At 71.2% G+C, this 13,499-nt stretch carries 15 protein-coding genes; 8 read left to right on the top strand and 7 right to left on the bottom strand.

The window, feature by feature from the left end:
• Nucleotides 1–96 precede the first annotated feature (96 nt).
• Complete coding sequence (locus tag ACWFRU_RS23375) at nucleotides 97–513, bottom strand: Fur family transcriptional regulator (protein ID WP_453689848.1); 417 nt, start codon at nucleotides 511–513, stop codon at nucleotides 97–99.
• A 156-nt stretch (nucleotides 514–669) separates the two neighbouring features.
• On the opposite strand from ACWFRU_RS23375, the gene ACWFRU_RS23370 reads away from it, so the two are divergent.
• Complete coding sequence (locus tag ACWFRU_RS23370; RefSeq protein WP_453689846.1) at nucleotides 670–2,139, top strand: catalase; 1,470 nt, start codon at nucleotides 670–672, stop codon at nucleotides 2,137–2,139.
• 73 nt (nucleotides 2,140–2,212) lie between these two features.
• On the opposite strand, the gene ACWFRU_RS23365 is transcribed toward ACWFRU_RS23370, so the two are convergent.
• Both ACWFRU_RS23365 and hisN read right to left on the bottom strand, forming a co-directional pair.
• Nucleotides 2,213–2,611 (bottom strand): CBS domain-containing protein, encoded by a 399-nt coding sequence (locus tag ACWFRU_RS23365; RefSeq protein ID WP_453689844.1) that lies wholly within the window; start codon nucleotides 2,609–2,611, stop codon nucleotides 2,213–2,215.
• Nucleotides 2,612–2,778: 167 nt separating this feature from the next.
• The gene (hisN, locus tag ACWFRU_RS23360; RefSeq protein WP_451206409.1) at nucleotides 2,779–3,579 is read right to left on the bottom strand and encodes a histidinol-phosphatase; all 801 of its coding nucleotides are present in this window, start codon (nucleotides 3,577–3,579) and stop codon (nucleotides 2,779–2,781) included.
• Nucleotides 3,580–3,741: 162 nt separating this feature from the next.
• On the opposite strand from hisN, the gene ACWFRU_RS23355 reads away from it, so the two are divergent.
• Entirely contained in the window at nucleotides 3,742–4,347 is a 606-nt protein-coding gene (locus tag ACWFRU_RS23355; protein WP_453689842.1) for a TetR/AcrR family transcriptional regulator, read from the top strand.
• A 17-nt stretch (nucleotides 4,348–4,364) separates the two neighbouring features.
• Here ACWFRU_RS23355 and ACWFRU_RS23350 read toward each other — a convergent pair whose 3' ends face one another.
• The 4 genes from ACWFRU_RS23350 to ACWFRU_RS23335 all read right to left on the bottom strand — a co-directional run bounded on the left by ACWFRU_RS23350 (nucleotide 4,365) and on the right by ACWFRU_RS23335 (nucleotide 7,908).
• Nucleotides 4,365–4,688, bottom strand: coding sequence for a DMT family transporter (locus tag ACWFRU_RS23350; protein ID WP_249587857.1), 324 nt, complete (start codon nucleotides 4,686–4,688; stop codon nucleotides 4,365–4,367).
• 109 nt (nucleotides 4,689–4,797) lie between these two features.
• Nucleotides 4,798–5,811, bottom strand: coding sequence for a ribosome small subunit-dependent GTPase A (gene rsgA / locus ACWFRU_RS23345; protein ID WP_453689840.1), 1,014 nt, complete (start codon nucleotides 5,809–5,811; stop codon nucleotides 4,798–4,800).
• A 16-nt stretch (nucleotides 5,812–5,827) separates the two neighbouring features.
• The gene (gene aroA / locus ACWFRU_RS23340) at nucleotides 5,828–7,144 is read right to left on the bottom strand and encodes a 3-phosphoshikimate 1-carboxyvinyltransferase (protein ID WP_453689838.1); all 1,317 of its coding nucleotides are present in this window, start codon (nucleotides 7,142–7,144) and stop codon (nucleotides 5,828–5,830) included.
• 41 nt (nucleotides 7,145–7,185) lie between these two features.
• The gene (locus tag ACWFRU_RS23335; protein WP_453690000.1) at nucleotides 7,186–7,908 is read right to left on the bottom strand and encodes a M50 family metallopeptidase; all 723 of its coding nucleotides are present in this window, start codon (nucleotides 7,906–7,908) and stop codon (nucleotides 7,186–7,188) included.
• Between the two features lie 61 nt (nucleotides 7,909–7,969).
• Between ACWFRU_RS23335 and ACWFRU_RS23330 the strand changes: the two genes are divergently transcribed.
• The 6 genes from ACWFRU_RS23330 (at nucleotide 7,970) to ACWFRU_RS23305 (ending at nucleotide 13,469) form a co-directional block, all read left to right on the top strand.
• Nucleotides 7,970–8,785 (top strand): SOS response-associated peptidase, encoded by an 816-nt coding sequence (locus tag ACWFRU_RS23330; RefSeq protein WP_453689836.1) that lies wholly within the window; start codon nucleotides 7,970–7,972, stop codon nucleotides 8,783–8,785.
• Between the two features lies 1 nt (nucleotide 8,786).
• Nucleotides 8,787–9,443 carry an alpha/beta hydrolase family protein gene (locus ACWFRU_RS23325; RefSeq protein ID WP_453689834.1) on the top strand — a complete coding sequence of 219 codons (657 nt, stop codon included), beginning with the start codon at nucleotides 8,787–8,789 and terminating at the stop codon, nucleotides 9,441–9,443.
• A gap of 221 nt (nucleotides 9,444–9,664) precedes the next feature.
• Entirely contained in the window at nucleotides 9,665–10,345 is a 681-nt protein-coding gene (locus ACWFRU_RS23320) for a sigma-70 family RNA polymerase sigma factor (protein WP_336605886.1), read from the top strand.
• Complete coding sequence (gene rsrA, locus ACWFRU_RS23315; RefSeq protein WP_453689832.1) at nucleotides 10,342–10,686, top strand: mycothiol system anti-sigma-R factor; 345 nt, start codon at nucleotides 10,342–10,344, stop codon at nucleotides 10,684–10,686. The genes ACWFRU_RS23320 and rsrA overlap by 4 nt, the downstream gene beginning before the upstream one ends.
• 207 nt (nucleotides 10,687–10,893) lie before the next feature.
• A complete protein-coding gene (locus tag ACWFRU_RS23310) occupies nucleotides 10,894–12,243 on the top strand; it encodes an HD-GYP domain-containing protein (RefSeq protein WP_453689830.1) in 1,350 nt (449 codons plus the stop codon).
• Nucleotides 12,240–13,469, top strand: a complete 1,230-nt coding sequence (locus ACWFRU_RS23305) for an HD-GYP domain-containing protein (protein ID WP_453689828.1) — start codon at nucleotides 12,240–12,242, stop codon at nucleotides 13,467–13,469. Before ACWFRU_RS23310 ends, ACWFRU_RS23305 begins: the two co-directional genes overlap by 4 nt.
• The last annotated feature ends 30 nt before the right edge of the window (nucleotides 13,470–13,499 follow it).

The raw sequence follows: 13,499 nt of genomic DNA, 5'->3' as shown, positions 1-13,499 counted from the left end.
CGGAGGGCAGGCGGAAATCAGGGCCCGCCGACGATATGACGCACCGTCAGATTCCGGAAGAGGTTACCCGTGAGCCCGTGGCGGCGGGCCGGAGTCCTACGCCCCCGCGCAGCCGGGGCACGTACCCCTATAGGTGACGTCCGCGCCCTCGACCGAGAAGCCGAAGCGCTCCGAGTCGGGGAGGCTGCTCAGCGGGTCGCCCGTGGGGTGGACGTCGCGGATAGTGCCGCATTGCGCGCACACCAGGTGCTGGTGGGGGCGGTGGGCGTTCGGGTCGTACCGCTTGGCCCTGCGGTCCGTCGAGACCTCGATGACCTCGCCGAGGGTCACCAGCTCGCCCAGGGTGTTGTAGACGGTCGCGCGGGAGATCTCCGGCAGCTTGTCGACGGCGCGCGCGTGCACCTCGTCCGCCGTCAGGTGTACGTGGTCCCCGTCGAGGACCTCGGCCACGACGCGCCGCTGCGCGGTCATGCGCCAGCCGCGTCCGCGCAGTCGTTCCAACAGGTCGCTCATGAGAACCAGCCTAACAGGTGGGGAGCCTAACTCCCGACGAGGTGTGACTTTGGATGCTTACTTGACTTAGACAATGTCTATCGTAGGATCGAGTTCGGCAGAAGCCAACGACACGGCTGAGCCAAGGGCAACGCCAAGGGACAGGACTTGCAGGAAATGACGCAGGAGGCGCACGTGACGCAGGGACCGCTCACCACGGAGGCCGGAGCGCCGGTCGCCGACAACCAGCAGAGCGAGACCGCGGGTCTCGGCGGACCGGTGCTCGTGCAGGACCAGCTCCTGCTCGAGAAGCTCGCCCACTTCAACCGCGAGCGCATCCCGGAGCGCGTCGTGCACGCCCGGGGTGCGGGCGCCTACGGCACGTTCACGCTCACCCGTGACGTCTCGCAGTGGACGCGGGCCAAGTTCCTCTCCGAGGTCGGCAAGCAGACGGAGACGTTCCTGCGCTTCTCCACGGTGGCGGGCAACCTCGGCGCGGCCGACGCGGTGCGCGACCCGCGCGGCTGGGCGCTGAAGTTCTACACCGAGGAGGGCAACTACGACCTCGTCGGCAACAACACCCCGGTCTTCTTCATCCGGGACGCCATCAAGTTCCCCGACTTCATCCACACCCAGAAGCGCGACCCGTACACGGGCTCGCAGGAGGCGGACAACGTCTGGGACTTCTGGGGTCTGAGCCCGGAGAGCACCCACCAGGTGACCTGGCTGTTCGGCGACCGCGGCATCCCCGCCTCGTACCGCCACATGGACGGCTTCGGCTCGCACACGTACCAGTGGAACAACGAGGCCGGCGAGGTCTTCTGGGTCAAGTACCACTTCAAGACCGACCAGGGCATCAAGAACCTCACGCAGGACGAGGCCAACAAGCTCGCCGGTGAGGACCCCGACTCCCACCAGCGCGACCTGCGCGAGGCCATCGAGCGCGGTGAGTTCCCGTCCTGGTCCGTGCAGGTGCAGATCATGCCGGCGGCGGACGCGGCGACCTACCGCTTCAACCCGTTCGACCTCACCAAGGTGTGGCCGCACGCGGACTACCCGCCGATCGAGATCGGCAAGCTGGAGCTCAACCGCAACCCGGAGAACGTCTTCGCCGAGGTCGAGCAGTCCATCTTCAGCCCCGCCCACTTCGTGCCGGGCATCGGCCCGTCCCCGGACAAGATGCTCCAGGGCCGTCTCTTCGCGTACGGCGACGCCCACCGCTACCGCGTCGGCATCAACGCCGACCACCTGCCGGTGAACCGCCCGCACGCCACTGAGGCGCGCACCAACTCGCGTGACGGCTTCCTGTACGACGGCCGCCACAAGGGTGCGAAGAACTACGAGCCGAACAGCTTCGGCGGCCCCTTCCAGACGGACCGCGCGCTGTGGCAGCCCGTCCCCGTCACCGGCGCCACCGGCAACCACGAGACGCCCCGGCACGCCGAGGACAACGACTTCGTGCAGGCGGGCAACCTCTACCGCCTGATGTCCGAGGACGAGAAGGGCCGCCTGGTCGACAACCTGTCGGGCTTCCTCGCCAAGGTCTCCCGCGAGGACATCGTGGACCGCGCGATCAACAACTTCCGTCAGGCCGACGGAGACTTCGGCAAGCGGCTGGAGGCCGCGGTCCAGGCCCTGCGCGGCTGAGACTGCTTGTCGTGGAGAGACGGCGGGCCGGATCCCCTCGGGGGTCCGGCCCGCCGTCGTGTCCGGGGAGCGCTCAGACCGTGAGCGTGGGTGCGGGCTGCCGGCTCGGGGCCCAGCAGCGGATGATGTCGCGGACCGAGACGATGCCGGTCGGTTCGTTGCCGTCCATCACGATCAGGTGCCGGAAGCCGCCGTGCGACATGGCGTCGGCCGCCTCCTCCAAGGTCCAGGACGGTGCGGCGAAGACGACGTCGGTCGTGGTGTGGGTGCCTGCGGTCTCGATGTCGGGGTTCTGGCCGAGGCCCAGCGAGACGAGGACGTCGCGCTCGGTCAGGATTCCAAGGCCGATGTCGCCGTCGAGGACGACGGCCGCGCCGACGCGGCGCGCCGACATCAGCCGGGCGGCCTGGCGCAGTGTGTGGGCGGGACCGATGGTGAGGACCATCGTGCTCATGGCGTCGCGGACGAGCATGGGCTTGAGCCACCTCCTGAGTGGACCGCAAGAGAAGCGGTTCACAAGTTCACAAGTGGGGGACTCTCAGAGTCGCAGCCATGCGGGGAGTCAACAAGGGGGCGCGTGCTGCCGGTTCAGGGCGTACGCACAACGGGCGCGCGCCTCGGACGTGCGGGGCGCATGCCTCAGTAGCGCTGGTTGAGGTAGCCGAGCAGCTCCTCGTGGAGCAGGCCGTTCGACGCCGCCGCGTTGCCGCTGTGCGGGCCCGGAGTGCCGTCGAGGCCGGTGAAGGTGCCGCCCGCCTCGGTCACGATGATCGCGGTCGCCGCCATGTCCCACAGCGAGAGCTCGGGCTCCGCGCAGATGTCGACCGAGCCTTCGGCGACCATCATGTACGGCCAGAAGTCGCCGTACCCCCGGGTGCGCCAGACCGCCCGCGTGAGGTCCATGAACCCGTCGAGGCGGCCCTGCTCCTCCCAGCCCGTCAGCGAGGAGTACGCGAACGAGGCGTCCTGGAGCCGCGAGACCTTGGAGGCGTGCAGCCGCGTCGCGGAGGTCAGACTGCGCCCGGTGTAGGCCCCGGCGCCCTTGGCCGCCCACCAGCGGCGGCCGAGCGCGGGCGCCGACACGACACCCACCACCGGCTGGAAGCCGCCCTCGCCCGCCTCCATCAGGGCGATCAGCGTGGCCCAGACCGGCACCCCGCGCACATAGTTCTTGGTGCCGTCGATCGGGTCGATCACCCAGCGGCGCGGGCCTGTGCCCTCGACGCCGAACTCCTCGCCGAGGATCGCGTCGCGCGGCCGCCCCCGCTTCAGGTTCGAGCGGATCAGCTCCTCGGCCGTTTTGTCCGCCTCGCTCACCGGCGTCATGTCCGGCTTGGTCTCGACCTTGAGGTCGAGAGCCTTGAACCGGTCCATCGTCGCGGCGTCGGCGGCGTCCGCGAGGACATGGGCAAGACGCAGATCATCGTGGTAGTCGGGCATGAGTGAACAGTATCGATCTCGTTGTGCCTGAGCCACAGCGCCGTATGTCCGGGCCATTCCGGGACATGACGCATACCGTGCCAGGTCGCGCCGGGAGTATTGACACCGCTTCCGAGCACGTCAACTCTGGCCGCAGAGCCGCTTCGGCCCCGGGAGGCGACGATGCCTGCAGCACGGGAATCCTTACTGGACGCGGCCAACACGGCGCTCGCCCGTCGGCCCTGGCCGGGCGTCCGCATGGTCGACGTCGCGGCCACCGCCGGGGTGTCCCGGCAGACCCTCTACAACGAGTTCGGCAGCAAGGACGGCCTCGCGCGCGCCCTGCTCCGGCGCGAGACCGACGCGTATCTGCACGGCGTGGAGCGCGCGTTGGCCGTGGAGGGCGGCCCGGTGGACCGGCTCGCCGCGGTGAGCGCGTGGACCATCGCCGCCGCCCGCGGGAACGAACTCGCCCGGGCCATGCTCACCGGCTGCTGGAGCGAACGGCTGCCCGCGCCGACCAGGCCCGGCATCTCCTCGTCGCCCGTACCGGCACAGCGGCGCGCGGACGCGGGAGTCCCCTCGCCCGCCGAACTGCTCGCCCTCGTCCGGGACAAGGCGGTGAACGCGCTGAACGGCCGGGCGCGGCCGAAGGACACGGAGGAGCTGGCCATGGCCTGCGAGAGCGCCGTACGGATGGCCCTGTCGTACGTCGTCGCGCCCTCGCCGGCGGGGGAGGACCCCGTGGAACTGGTGCGCGGGACCCTCGGGCGCTGGATCAGCGCCTGAACCCCTGAAGCGGCGTTCTAGTGCGCGGAGCCCGAGAGCTGCAGGCCGATGACGCCCGCGATCACCAGCGAGATGGAGACGATCTTGAGCGTGGAGACCACGTCACCGAGGAAGACCATGCCGTAGATCGCGGTGCCCGCGGCGCCGATCCCCGTCCAGACCGCGTACGCCGGACCCACGTCGAGCTTGCGGAGGGCGAGCGTGAGCAGGCCGAAGCTGCCGAGGGCGAAGGCCGCGAAGGTGATCGTCGGCCAGAGCCGGGTGAAGCCGTGCGAGAGCTTGAGGCAGACCGCGAAACCGGTCTCCAGGAATCCCGCGACGATGACCAGCAGCCACGCCATGTCTGTGCCTCCGCAACCCATACGTTCGGTGACCGCTTCGCCTGCCTTGGATCAGGCTTGGTGCGATTATGCCTTTGCCGCTGAGCCCCGGGCGCAAACAACGGCGAGGTCAGTCGTCGTCGCGTCGCTCACGGGTGGCGAGGAGCCTGCGCAGCGAGTAGAGCCGCGCGGGATCCGCGTGGCCCCCTTCCACCCACGCGTCCAGCGCGCAGTCCGGCTCGTCGTGGCTGCACGCGCGCGGGCACTCCTCCGTCCCCGGCACCAGGTCGGGGAAGGCGAGGATGACGCGGGACGGGTCGACGTGATGCAGGCCGAAGGAGCGCACGCCGGGCGTGTCGATCACCCAGCCGCCGGGCGAGTCCGCCAGCGGCAGGGCGAGCGCGGATGTGGTGGTGTGGCGGCCGCGGCCCGTGACGGCGTTGACGTGTCCGGTGCTGCGCCTGCGCTCCTCGGGGACCAGGGCGTTGACCAGCGTCGTCTTGCCGACACCGGAGTGGCCGACGAACGCGGTGACCTTGCCGTCGAGCACGTCGTGCACCCGGGCGAGCTCCGCGCTGTCGGTGAACTCCTCGCGGCTGGTGACGACGTAGGGCATGTCGAGCGTGGAGTAGGTCTCCAGGATCTTGTCGGCGGACGCCAGGTCGGACTTGGTCAGGACGAGGAGCGGCGTGAGACCGCCGTCGTACGCCGCCACGATGCAGCGGTCGATCAGGCGCGTGCGCGGCTCCGGATCGGCGAGGGCGGTGACGATGGCCAGTTGGTCGGCGTTGGCGACGACCACCCTCTCGTAGGGGTCGTCGTCGTCGGCCGTGCGCCGCAGGACCGACGTGCGCGGCGCGATGCGCACGATGCGCGCGAGGGTGTCCTTCTTGCCGGAGAGATCACCGACGAGCGAGACCCGGTCGCCCACCACGGCGGCCTTGCGGCCCAGTTCGCGGGCCTTCATGGCCATGACGATCCGGTCGTCGACCAGGACGGTGAGGCGGCCCCGGTCGACGGTGAGGACCATGCCGTCGGACGCGTCCTCGTGCTTGGGCCTGATGTGCGTGCGCGGGCGGTTGCCCTTGCGGTTGGGGCGGACGCGGATGTCGTCCTCGTCGGGGTTCTTTCCGTAGCGGCGCATGTCCTGGTCCCGCCCGTCAGTTCCCGAGCATTCCGGTCCAGAGGTCGGGGAAGTCGGGCAGTGTCTTCGCCGTCGTCGCGACGTTCTCGATCTGTACGCCCTCCACCGCCAGGCCGATGATCGCGCCCGCGGTGGCCATGCGGTGGTCGTCGTACGTGTGGAAGATCCCGCCGTGCAGGCGGCGCGGCCGGATGTGCAGGCCGTCGGCGGTCTCGGTGACGTCGCCGCCGAGTTCGTTGATTTCCTTCGTGAGGGCCGCCAGGCGGTCCGTCTCGTGCAGCCGCAGGTGGGCGACGCCGCGCAGGGTCGAGGGGGAGTCGGCGAGGGCCGCGACGGCCGCGATGCCCGGGGTCAGCTCGCCGACCTCGCTCAGGTCCACGTCGAGGCCGTGGATCGAGCCGGAGCCGGTGAACACGAGGCCCTGCTCGGTCAGTTCGCAGGAACCGCCCATCTCGGTGAAGATCTCCCGCAGCTTGTCGCCGGGCTGCGTGGTGTGCGCGGGCCAGTCCGGGACGGTCACCCGGCCGCCGGTGACCAGGGCCGCCGCCAGGAACGGCTGGGCGTTGGAGAGGTCGGGCTCGACGGTCAGGTCGCGGCCGAGCAGCGCGCCGGGGGTGACCCGCCACACGTTCGGCTCGCCGCCCGACTCCGGGGTGTCCACCTGGGCGCCGACCGCGCGGAGCATGTCGACGGTCATCCGGATGTGCGGCATGGAGGGCAGCGCGGAGCCGGTGTGCCGTACCTCGACGCCCTGGTTGAAGCGCGGGCCCGAGAGCAGCAGGGCGCTCACGAACTGGGATGACGAGGAGGCGTCGATCTCGACCGGGCCGCCGTCCAGGGCGCCCGCGCCGTGCACGGTCAGCGGCAGCGCGCCGCGGTTGTCGTCGTCGATACGGGCGCCGAGCGCGCGCAGGGCGTCGATCACGCCGTGCAGCGGACGCTCGTACGAACGGGGGTCGCCGTCGAAGCGGATCGCGCCGTCGGCGAGGGCGGCGACCGGCGGCAGGAAGCGCATGACCGTGCCCGCGTTGCCGACGTCGACCGTGGCGGGGCCGTGCAGGCCGGAGGGGATGATCCGCCAGGCCTCGCCGGAGCCGTCCGGGCCGACGCCTTCCTCGATGCCGACGCCGAGCGCGCGCAGGGCGCCCGCCATCAGGAGGGTGTCGCGGGAGCGCAGCGGCCGGCGCAGCCAGCCGGGCTCGGCGGCGAGGGCGGCCAGGACCAGGCCGCGGTTGGTGACCGATTTGGACCCGGGTACATGGACCGTCGCGGCGACGGCTCCGCTCGCGTGCGGGGCTGGCCAGAGGGTGCTGTGCGCTGGGTTTACGGTCATGCCCCCACTTTAGTGGCAGACAGGTGAGGGGTCGTGGCTGCTCAGAGGCCGAGCAGCCAGCGTCCGCCGCCTATCAGCGAGCACAGTGAGACGGCATGGAAGAGGAAGAGCCACATGCCCGCGGGGACGTGCGTGAGCCGGGAGAGCTGATCCGCGTCCGAGTCACCGGCGCCGCCGCGCCTGCGCTTGGACTGCAGCTCGAAGGCGGGACGCACGCCGCCCAGGAGCAGGAACCACACCACCGCGTACGCGAAGGCCGCCTGCACCTGCGAGCTGGTCAGCCAGGAGACGAGCAGGAACGTGCCGCCGGTGAGGATCACGGTGAGGGCGCCGTACGCGTTCCGGATCATGACGAGCATCACGATGAGCAGCGCCGTCGCGATCCACAGGAACGCCGTGATGTGGCCGGCGGCGAGCAGCGCGGCGCCCGCCAGGCCGAGCAGGGGCGGCGCGGTGTAGCCCGACGCCGCGGTCAGGATCATGCCGATGCCGGTGGGCTTGCCGCGCGAGACGGTGAGGCCGCTGGTGTCGGAGTGCAGCCGGATGCCGTCGAGGCGGCGGCCGGTCAGCAGGGCCACCAGGCCGTGGCCGCCCTCGTGCGCGATGGTGATGGCGTTGCGGGCGACGCGCCAGATCCCGTGCGGGACGACGACGGCGAGGGCGATGAGGCCGGTGGCGATCACCAGCCATTCGTCGGGGGCGGCCTGCGTGCCGAAGACCCGGTCCCAGAGGTCGGTCAGGCTGGCGTTCGCGGTGATTTCCATTGCTGCAGCCATGAGCGGAACTGACTCCTCTGGGGGTACGGGGTCTGGCAGTCTGGCACGTATGTGCGGACGGTATGCATCGAGTCGTAGGCCCGAGGATCTCGCGGGAATCTTCGAGATCGAGAAGTGGGAGCCGGAGGAGGCGCTCGCCCCCGATTTCAACGTGGCTCCGACCAAAGAGGTCTACGCGGTACTGGACCGTCCCGTGAAAGACGCTGAAGACCCCCGCCCGGTTCGCCAGCTGCGCACGCTCAAGTGGGGCCTCGTCCCGTCCTGGTCGAAGACGCCCGAGGGCGGCGCCCGGATGATCAACGCCCGTGCGGAGACCGTGCACGAGAAGCCCTCCTACCGCCGGGCCTTCACCTCCCGCCGGTGCGTCATCCCCGCCGACGGCTACTACGAGTGGGTCACCGGGACCGGCGAGCGGGAGCTTGAGGTCGAGGGAAAGAAGAAGCGGCCGCGCAAGCAGCCGTACTTCGTGACGCCCGCCGACGGCTCGGTCTTCGCGATGGCGGGGCTCTACGAGTTCTGGCGTGACAAGACCCTCCCCGACGAGCACCCCCTCGCCTGGTGGGTGACGTGCACGGTGATCACCACCGAGGCGGAGACCGCGCCCCTGGCGGTCGCGCCCGAGGAGGGCCCGCGCTCGCTGCACGACATCCACCCGCGGATGCCCCTGATGCTCACGCCGGACCGCTGGGACGCCTGGCTCGACCCCTCGCGCACGGACGTCGAGGACCTGCGCACGCTCCTGGAGCCGCCGCCACACGGCCTGATGCGGGCCTTCCCGGTGTCGACGGCGGTCAGCAACGTACGCAACAACGGCCCGGAGCTGCTGAAGGAGCTGGAGGGCCCCGAGGAAGGCACACTCTTCTGATGTGACCAAGAGCGCAGTGACCAAGAGCGAGATCGTCCGGACCGATGCCGGTGAGGCGCGCATCACCTGGCATCCCGCGCCGAAGAGCAAGGCCCGCCACGTCCTGGCTCTCAGCCACGGGGCAGGCGGCGGCATCGAGGCCCGTGACCTGCGGGCCATCGCCGACGCCCTGCCCGCGCACGGCGTCACCGTCGCCCTCGTGGAGCAGCCCTGGCGCGTCGCGGGCAAGAAGCTGGCGCCGGCGCCGAAGACCCTGGACGTCGGATGGCGCGGCCTGTGGCCCGCGCTCGCCAAGCCGGGCCTCCCGGTGATCGCGGGCGGACGCAGCGCCGGAGCACGGGTGGCGTGCCGCACCGCCACCGAGCTCGGCGCCGCCGCCGTACTCGCCCTGAGCTTTCCGCTGCACCCGCCGGGCAAGCCGGAGAAGTCCCGGGCCGACGAACTGCTCGGCGCCGGGGTGCCGACCCTCGTCGTGCAGGGCGGGAACGACCCCTTCGGGAAGCCCGCGGAGTTCCCCGAGGGAACGTACGAACTAGTAGAGGTCCCCTGTGGCGATCATGGCTTCGCGGTCCCCAAGCGCGCGGACATCAGCGAGGCGGAGGCCATGACGCGCATCACGGATGGCGTCATCCGGTGGGCGGGAATGTTGGCAACGTGACCTCTGTTGTGCCGAACAGAAGCTAAACGCTGTTGGTACGAGAGGAAGTCAGCCGCATGGGTTCGACCATCTGCCCGGCCCGCTCCAGCGCCTCTGACCTGGAATGGACGGTGCTGAGCGCGCCCAAGACCGCTCCTGTTCGGGCGGCGGCGGGACCGGATCGTCGTCTATCCTCCGATTCGAGTGGGACTGCTTTTGGTCTCGCCACGTCTTTGGAGGAGGTGGGTCCGGTCACTGGGACCGACGCAGGGGCCGAGAACGGCCAGGCGGAGCGACCCGACGGAAGCGCTGAGACGTCGGCGGAGCGCACGGCCCGCTTCGAGCGGGACGCCCTGGGCTTCCTCGACCAGATGTACTCGGCGGCGCTGCGCATGACGCGCAACCCGGCGGACGCGGAGGACCTGGTGCAGGAGACCTACGCCAAGGCGTACGCGTCGTTCCACCAGTTCCGTGAGGGCACCAACCTCAAGGCGTGGCTGTACCGCATCCTCACCAACACGTTCATCAACTCGTACCGCAAGAAGCAGCGCGAGCCCCAGCGCAGCGCCGCCGAGGAGATCGAGGACTGGCAGCTCGCGCGTGCCGAGTCGCACATGTCCACCGGTCTGCGCTCCGCCGAGTCGCAGGCGCTCGATCACCTGCCGGATTCGGACGTGAAGTCCGCACTGCAGGCGATCCCCGAGGAATTCCGCATCGCCGTCTATCTGGCCGACGTAGAGGGCTTTGCGTACAAGGAGATCGCGGACATTATGGGGACACCCATCGGTACGGTGATGTCCCGGTTGCACCGCGGCCGTCGCCAACTGCGCGGCATGCTCGAGGACTACGCCCGCGACCGCGGCCTCGTCCCCGCCGGCGCCGCGTCAGAGTCGTCGAACGAAGCGAAAGGCTCAGGCTCATGAGCTGCGGAGAGCCGCACGAGACGGATTGCAGTGAAGTCCTGGACCATCTGTACGAGTTCCTGGACCACGAGATGCCGGACAGCGACTGCACCAAGTTCGAGACGCACTTCGAGGAGTGCTCTCCGTGCCTGGAGAAGTACGGCCTCGAGCAGGCGGTCAAGAAGCTGGTGAAGCGCTGCTGCGGCCAGGACGACGTGCCGGTCGACCTGCGCGCCAAGGTCATGGGCCGCATCGATCTGATCCGCTCGGGCGAGGCCGTGCCCGAGCACGACGTGACGGTGGAGACGGTGACCGCCGAAGGCAGTGTGTCCGCCAAGACGCTGCGGGCCAAGGAAGCCTGAACCGCAGGTAGTTGAGCGCGAGCAGGCCGTGACGGAATTCCGTCACGGCCTGCTTTTTTCTGTTCACCGTCACTCGTACGTGCCAATTTCCGCGGGCGGGGCTCGGAGCGTGCGGCAGTCGTTCTAGTCTCCGGACCTTGGAACGTGGTCCCTGTGGACGGACGGTCACGGGGGACCGAGGGCGGTCGCGGGGGAGGAGGCAGCGCCATGCGGTCCATCGCTCCATGGGCGCGCGCCTACATCCTGTGCGCCGCCCTGGCCGGCGCCGCCTGCGCCGTGCCCGCGGCGGGCTCGCGCACGCCGTGGGCCGCGCTCGCGCTGCTCGCCGCGCTCTACGCCGGGTGCGAGCAGATCACCCGCTGCCGCGTCATCGCCCGCCGCGCCGGCGCCCCGGCGGGCGGTCTCGGCACCTTCTTCCCCGTGCTGCTCGCCGCCGTCTTCCTGCTGCCGCCCGCGGCCGCCGCGCTCGTCGCGGTGCCGGGCGCGCTGCTCGCCCGCGTCGAGCGGCGCCCCCGGTGGGTGCGCAGACTCTGGCGCGCGTCCCAACTCGCCCTGGCCGCCTGGGCCGCCGCGTGGACACACGGCGCGCTGGGCGGGCGCGAGGCCGTGGCCGCGCCCGACTTCCCGTACGCGCTGGTGCCCGCGGGAGGGGCCGTCCTCGCCTTCTCCGTCGTACTGACCGTCCTGGACGGCGGCATCCTCGCCACGGCGGAACGGGTGCCCGTGCGCAGCGCGTGGCGCGGGCTCTTCCTGCGGTCGTTCGCGCCGGTCGCCGTGCACGGCCTTGCCGGTCTGATGATGGCGGTGCTGTGGCGCAGTCCGTACGGGCCGCTCGCCGCGCTCCTGGTGCTGCTGCCGATGGGGGTCTCCTGCTGGGTCTTCGCGCAGTACCACCGCGAGCGCGCCGCCCATCAGGCCACCATCCGGGCGCTCGTGCAGGCCGTCGACATCAAGGACCGCTACACCCGCGGACACAGCGAGCGCGTGGGGCGGGCCTCCGTGATGATCGCGCGGGAGCTGGGGATGGCGGACGAGCGCGTGGAGAGCCTGCGCTTCGCCGGAATCCTCCACGACGTCGGCAAACTCGGCGTACCGACCCGGTTGCTACGCAAGGACGGCCCGCTGACCCCGGAGGAGCGGCGGGTCATCGAGCTGCATCCCGAGTACGGGCACGAGATGGTGCGCGGGATCGGCTTCCTCGGCGAGGCACGGGCGGCGATCCTCCACCACCACGAGCGGATGGACGGCAGCGGGTACCCCTACGGGCTCGTCGGACGGCAGATCCCGGAGTTCGCCCGGGTGGTGGCCGTCGCGGACGCCTTCGACGCCATGACGTCCACGCGCTCCTACCGGCGGGGGCGGCCCGTCGCGGCCGCCGTGGCCGAGCTGTCCCGGTGCGCGGGGTCGCAGTTCGACCCCGCGATGGTCGGCGCCCTGCGGCGGGCGCTCGACCGGTACGGGTGGCATCCGGTGGTCACCTCGGACACCGGCGGGGTGCCGGGGCCCCGCGAGGGGGCGCCCGGCGTCCCCGCGGCTCCTGGAACGGCGCCACGGTGAGGGCCGTCCACGGCTCCGCCGGAGCCCTTACGCTCATCGCCCTCGGCTGGACCCTCTGGCACGGCGTCGCCGAGGGAGGCATCGCGCTCGCCTTCGGAGGGCTCGTCACGGTGGGGGAGCTGGCCCGGTGGGGCACGGGCGGCAGTGACCGGGAGCCCGCGCCGCTGGGGGCCGCGGGGGCGCTGGCGTACGCGCTGCTGGGGGAGGTCGGCGGGCGGGCCACGCACCACGGCGTCTTCCAGGTGATCGCCGTGGTCGTGGCGGCCGTGCTCGTCGGAGCCGTGCCGCATGTGGCGCTCGGCAAGGGGCCCGCCCTCGACCACGTGGCCCGGCGCGTGCTCACCGTGGGCTTCGCCGCCGCCTGTTTCCAACCGCTCTACAACGCGGGGAAGTTGAAGGAGTGGGTGGGGCAGGGGCCCGCCTTCGCCGCCGTCATCGTGGCGCTGCTCGTCCTGACCGCCCTCTGCGACGCCGTGCTCGCCGCGGCCATGGCGCACGCCCGCACCCGGTGGCCCTTCGGACCGCTCCTGCGCGACGAACTGCGGGCCATGCTCGGCATCGGGTCCGCCGTCTGCGCCACGGGGGCCGTCATGGCGCTCGCGGTGGCCGTGGCGGGGCTCTGGGCGCTGCCGGTGTTCAGCCTGCCGCTGCTCCTGACCCAGCTGTCCTTCGGGCGGTACGCGGCGGTGCGGACCACCTACCGGCAGACCATCACCTCGCTCGCCCGGTCCACCGAGATCGCCGGGTACACCCCGCAGGGCCACGCCCGCCGCGTGGCCGCGCTCAGCCGGGCCGTCGGGCGTGAGCTGGGGCTTTCCGCGCCGGACCTGACCGTCCTGGAGCATGCCGCCCTGATGCACGACATCGGGCAGCTCTCCCTCGTCGACCCCGTGCCGGCGGGCGCCACCGCCGCCCTGCCGGACGCGGAACAGCGCCGGATCGCCCTGCTCGGGGGCGCCGTGGTGCGTCAGACGGGGGTGAAGGGCGACGTTGCCGTGGTCGTGGAGCGGCAGGCCGACCCGTACCGCGACCAGCCGCTCACCGCCCGTATTGTGCGGGCCGCCAACGCGTACGACGAGATGGCCAGGGGAGAAGGCCCCGGGGGGCCTCTCAACGCTCTGGAGCGGCTGCGCCTGGGCACCGGCCGCGACTACCAGCCCGAAGTGGTGGAAGCCCTGGCCCGGGTGCTTTCGCGGGGCGGTCATAGCTTGCCGCCGGTTGGGTAACCCATGGGTAATGAGCGGCCGTCCGACCGT

The organism is Streptomyces sp. NPDC055099, assembly GCF_053607685.1.
This window is presented reverse-complemented; position numbering and strand designations above follow the sequence as displayed.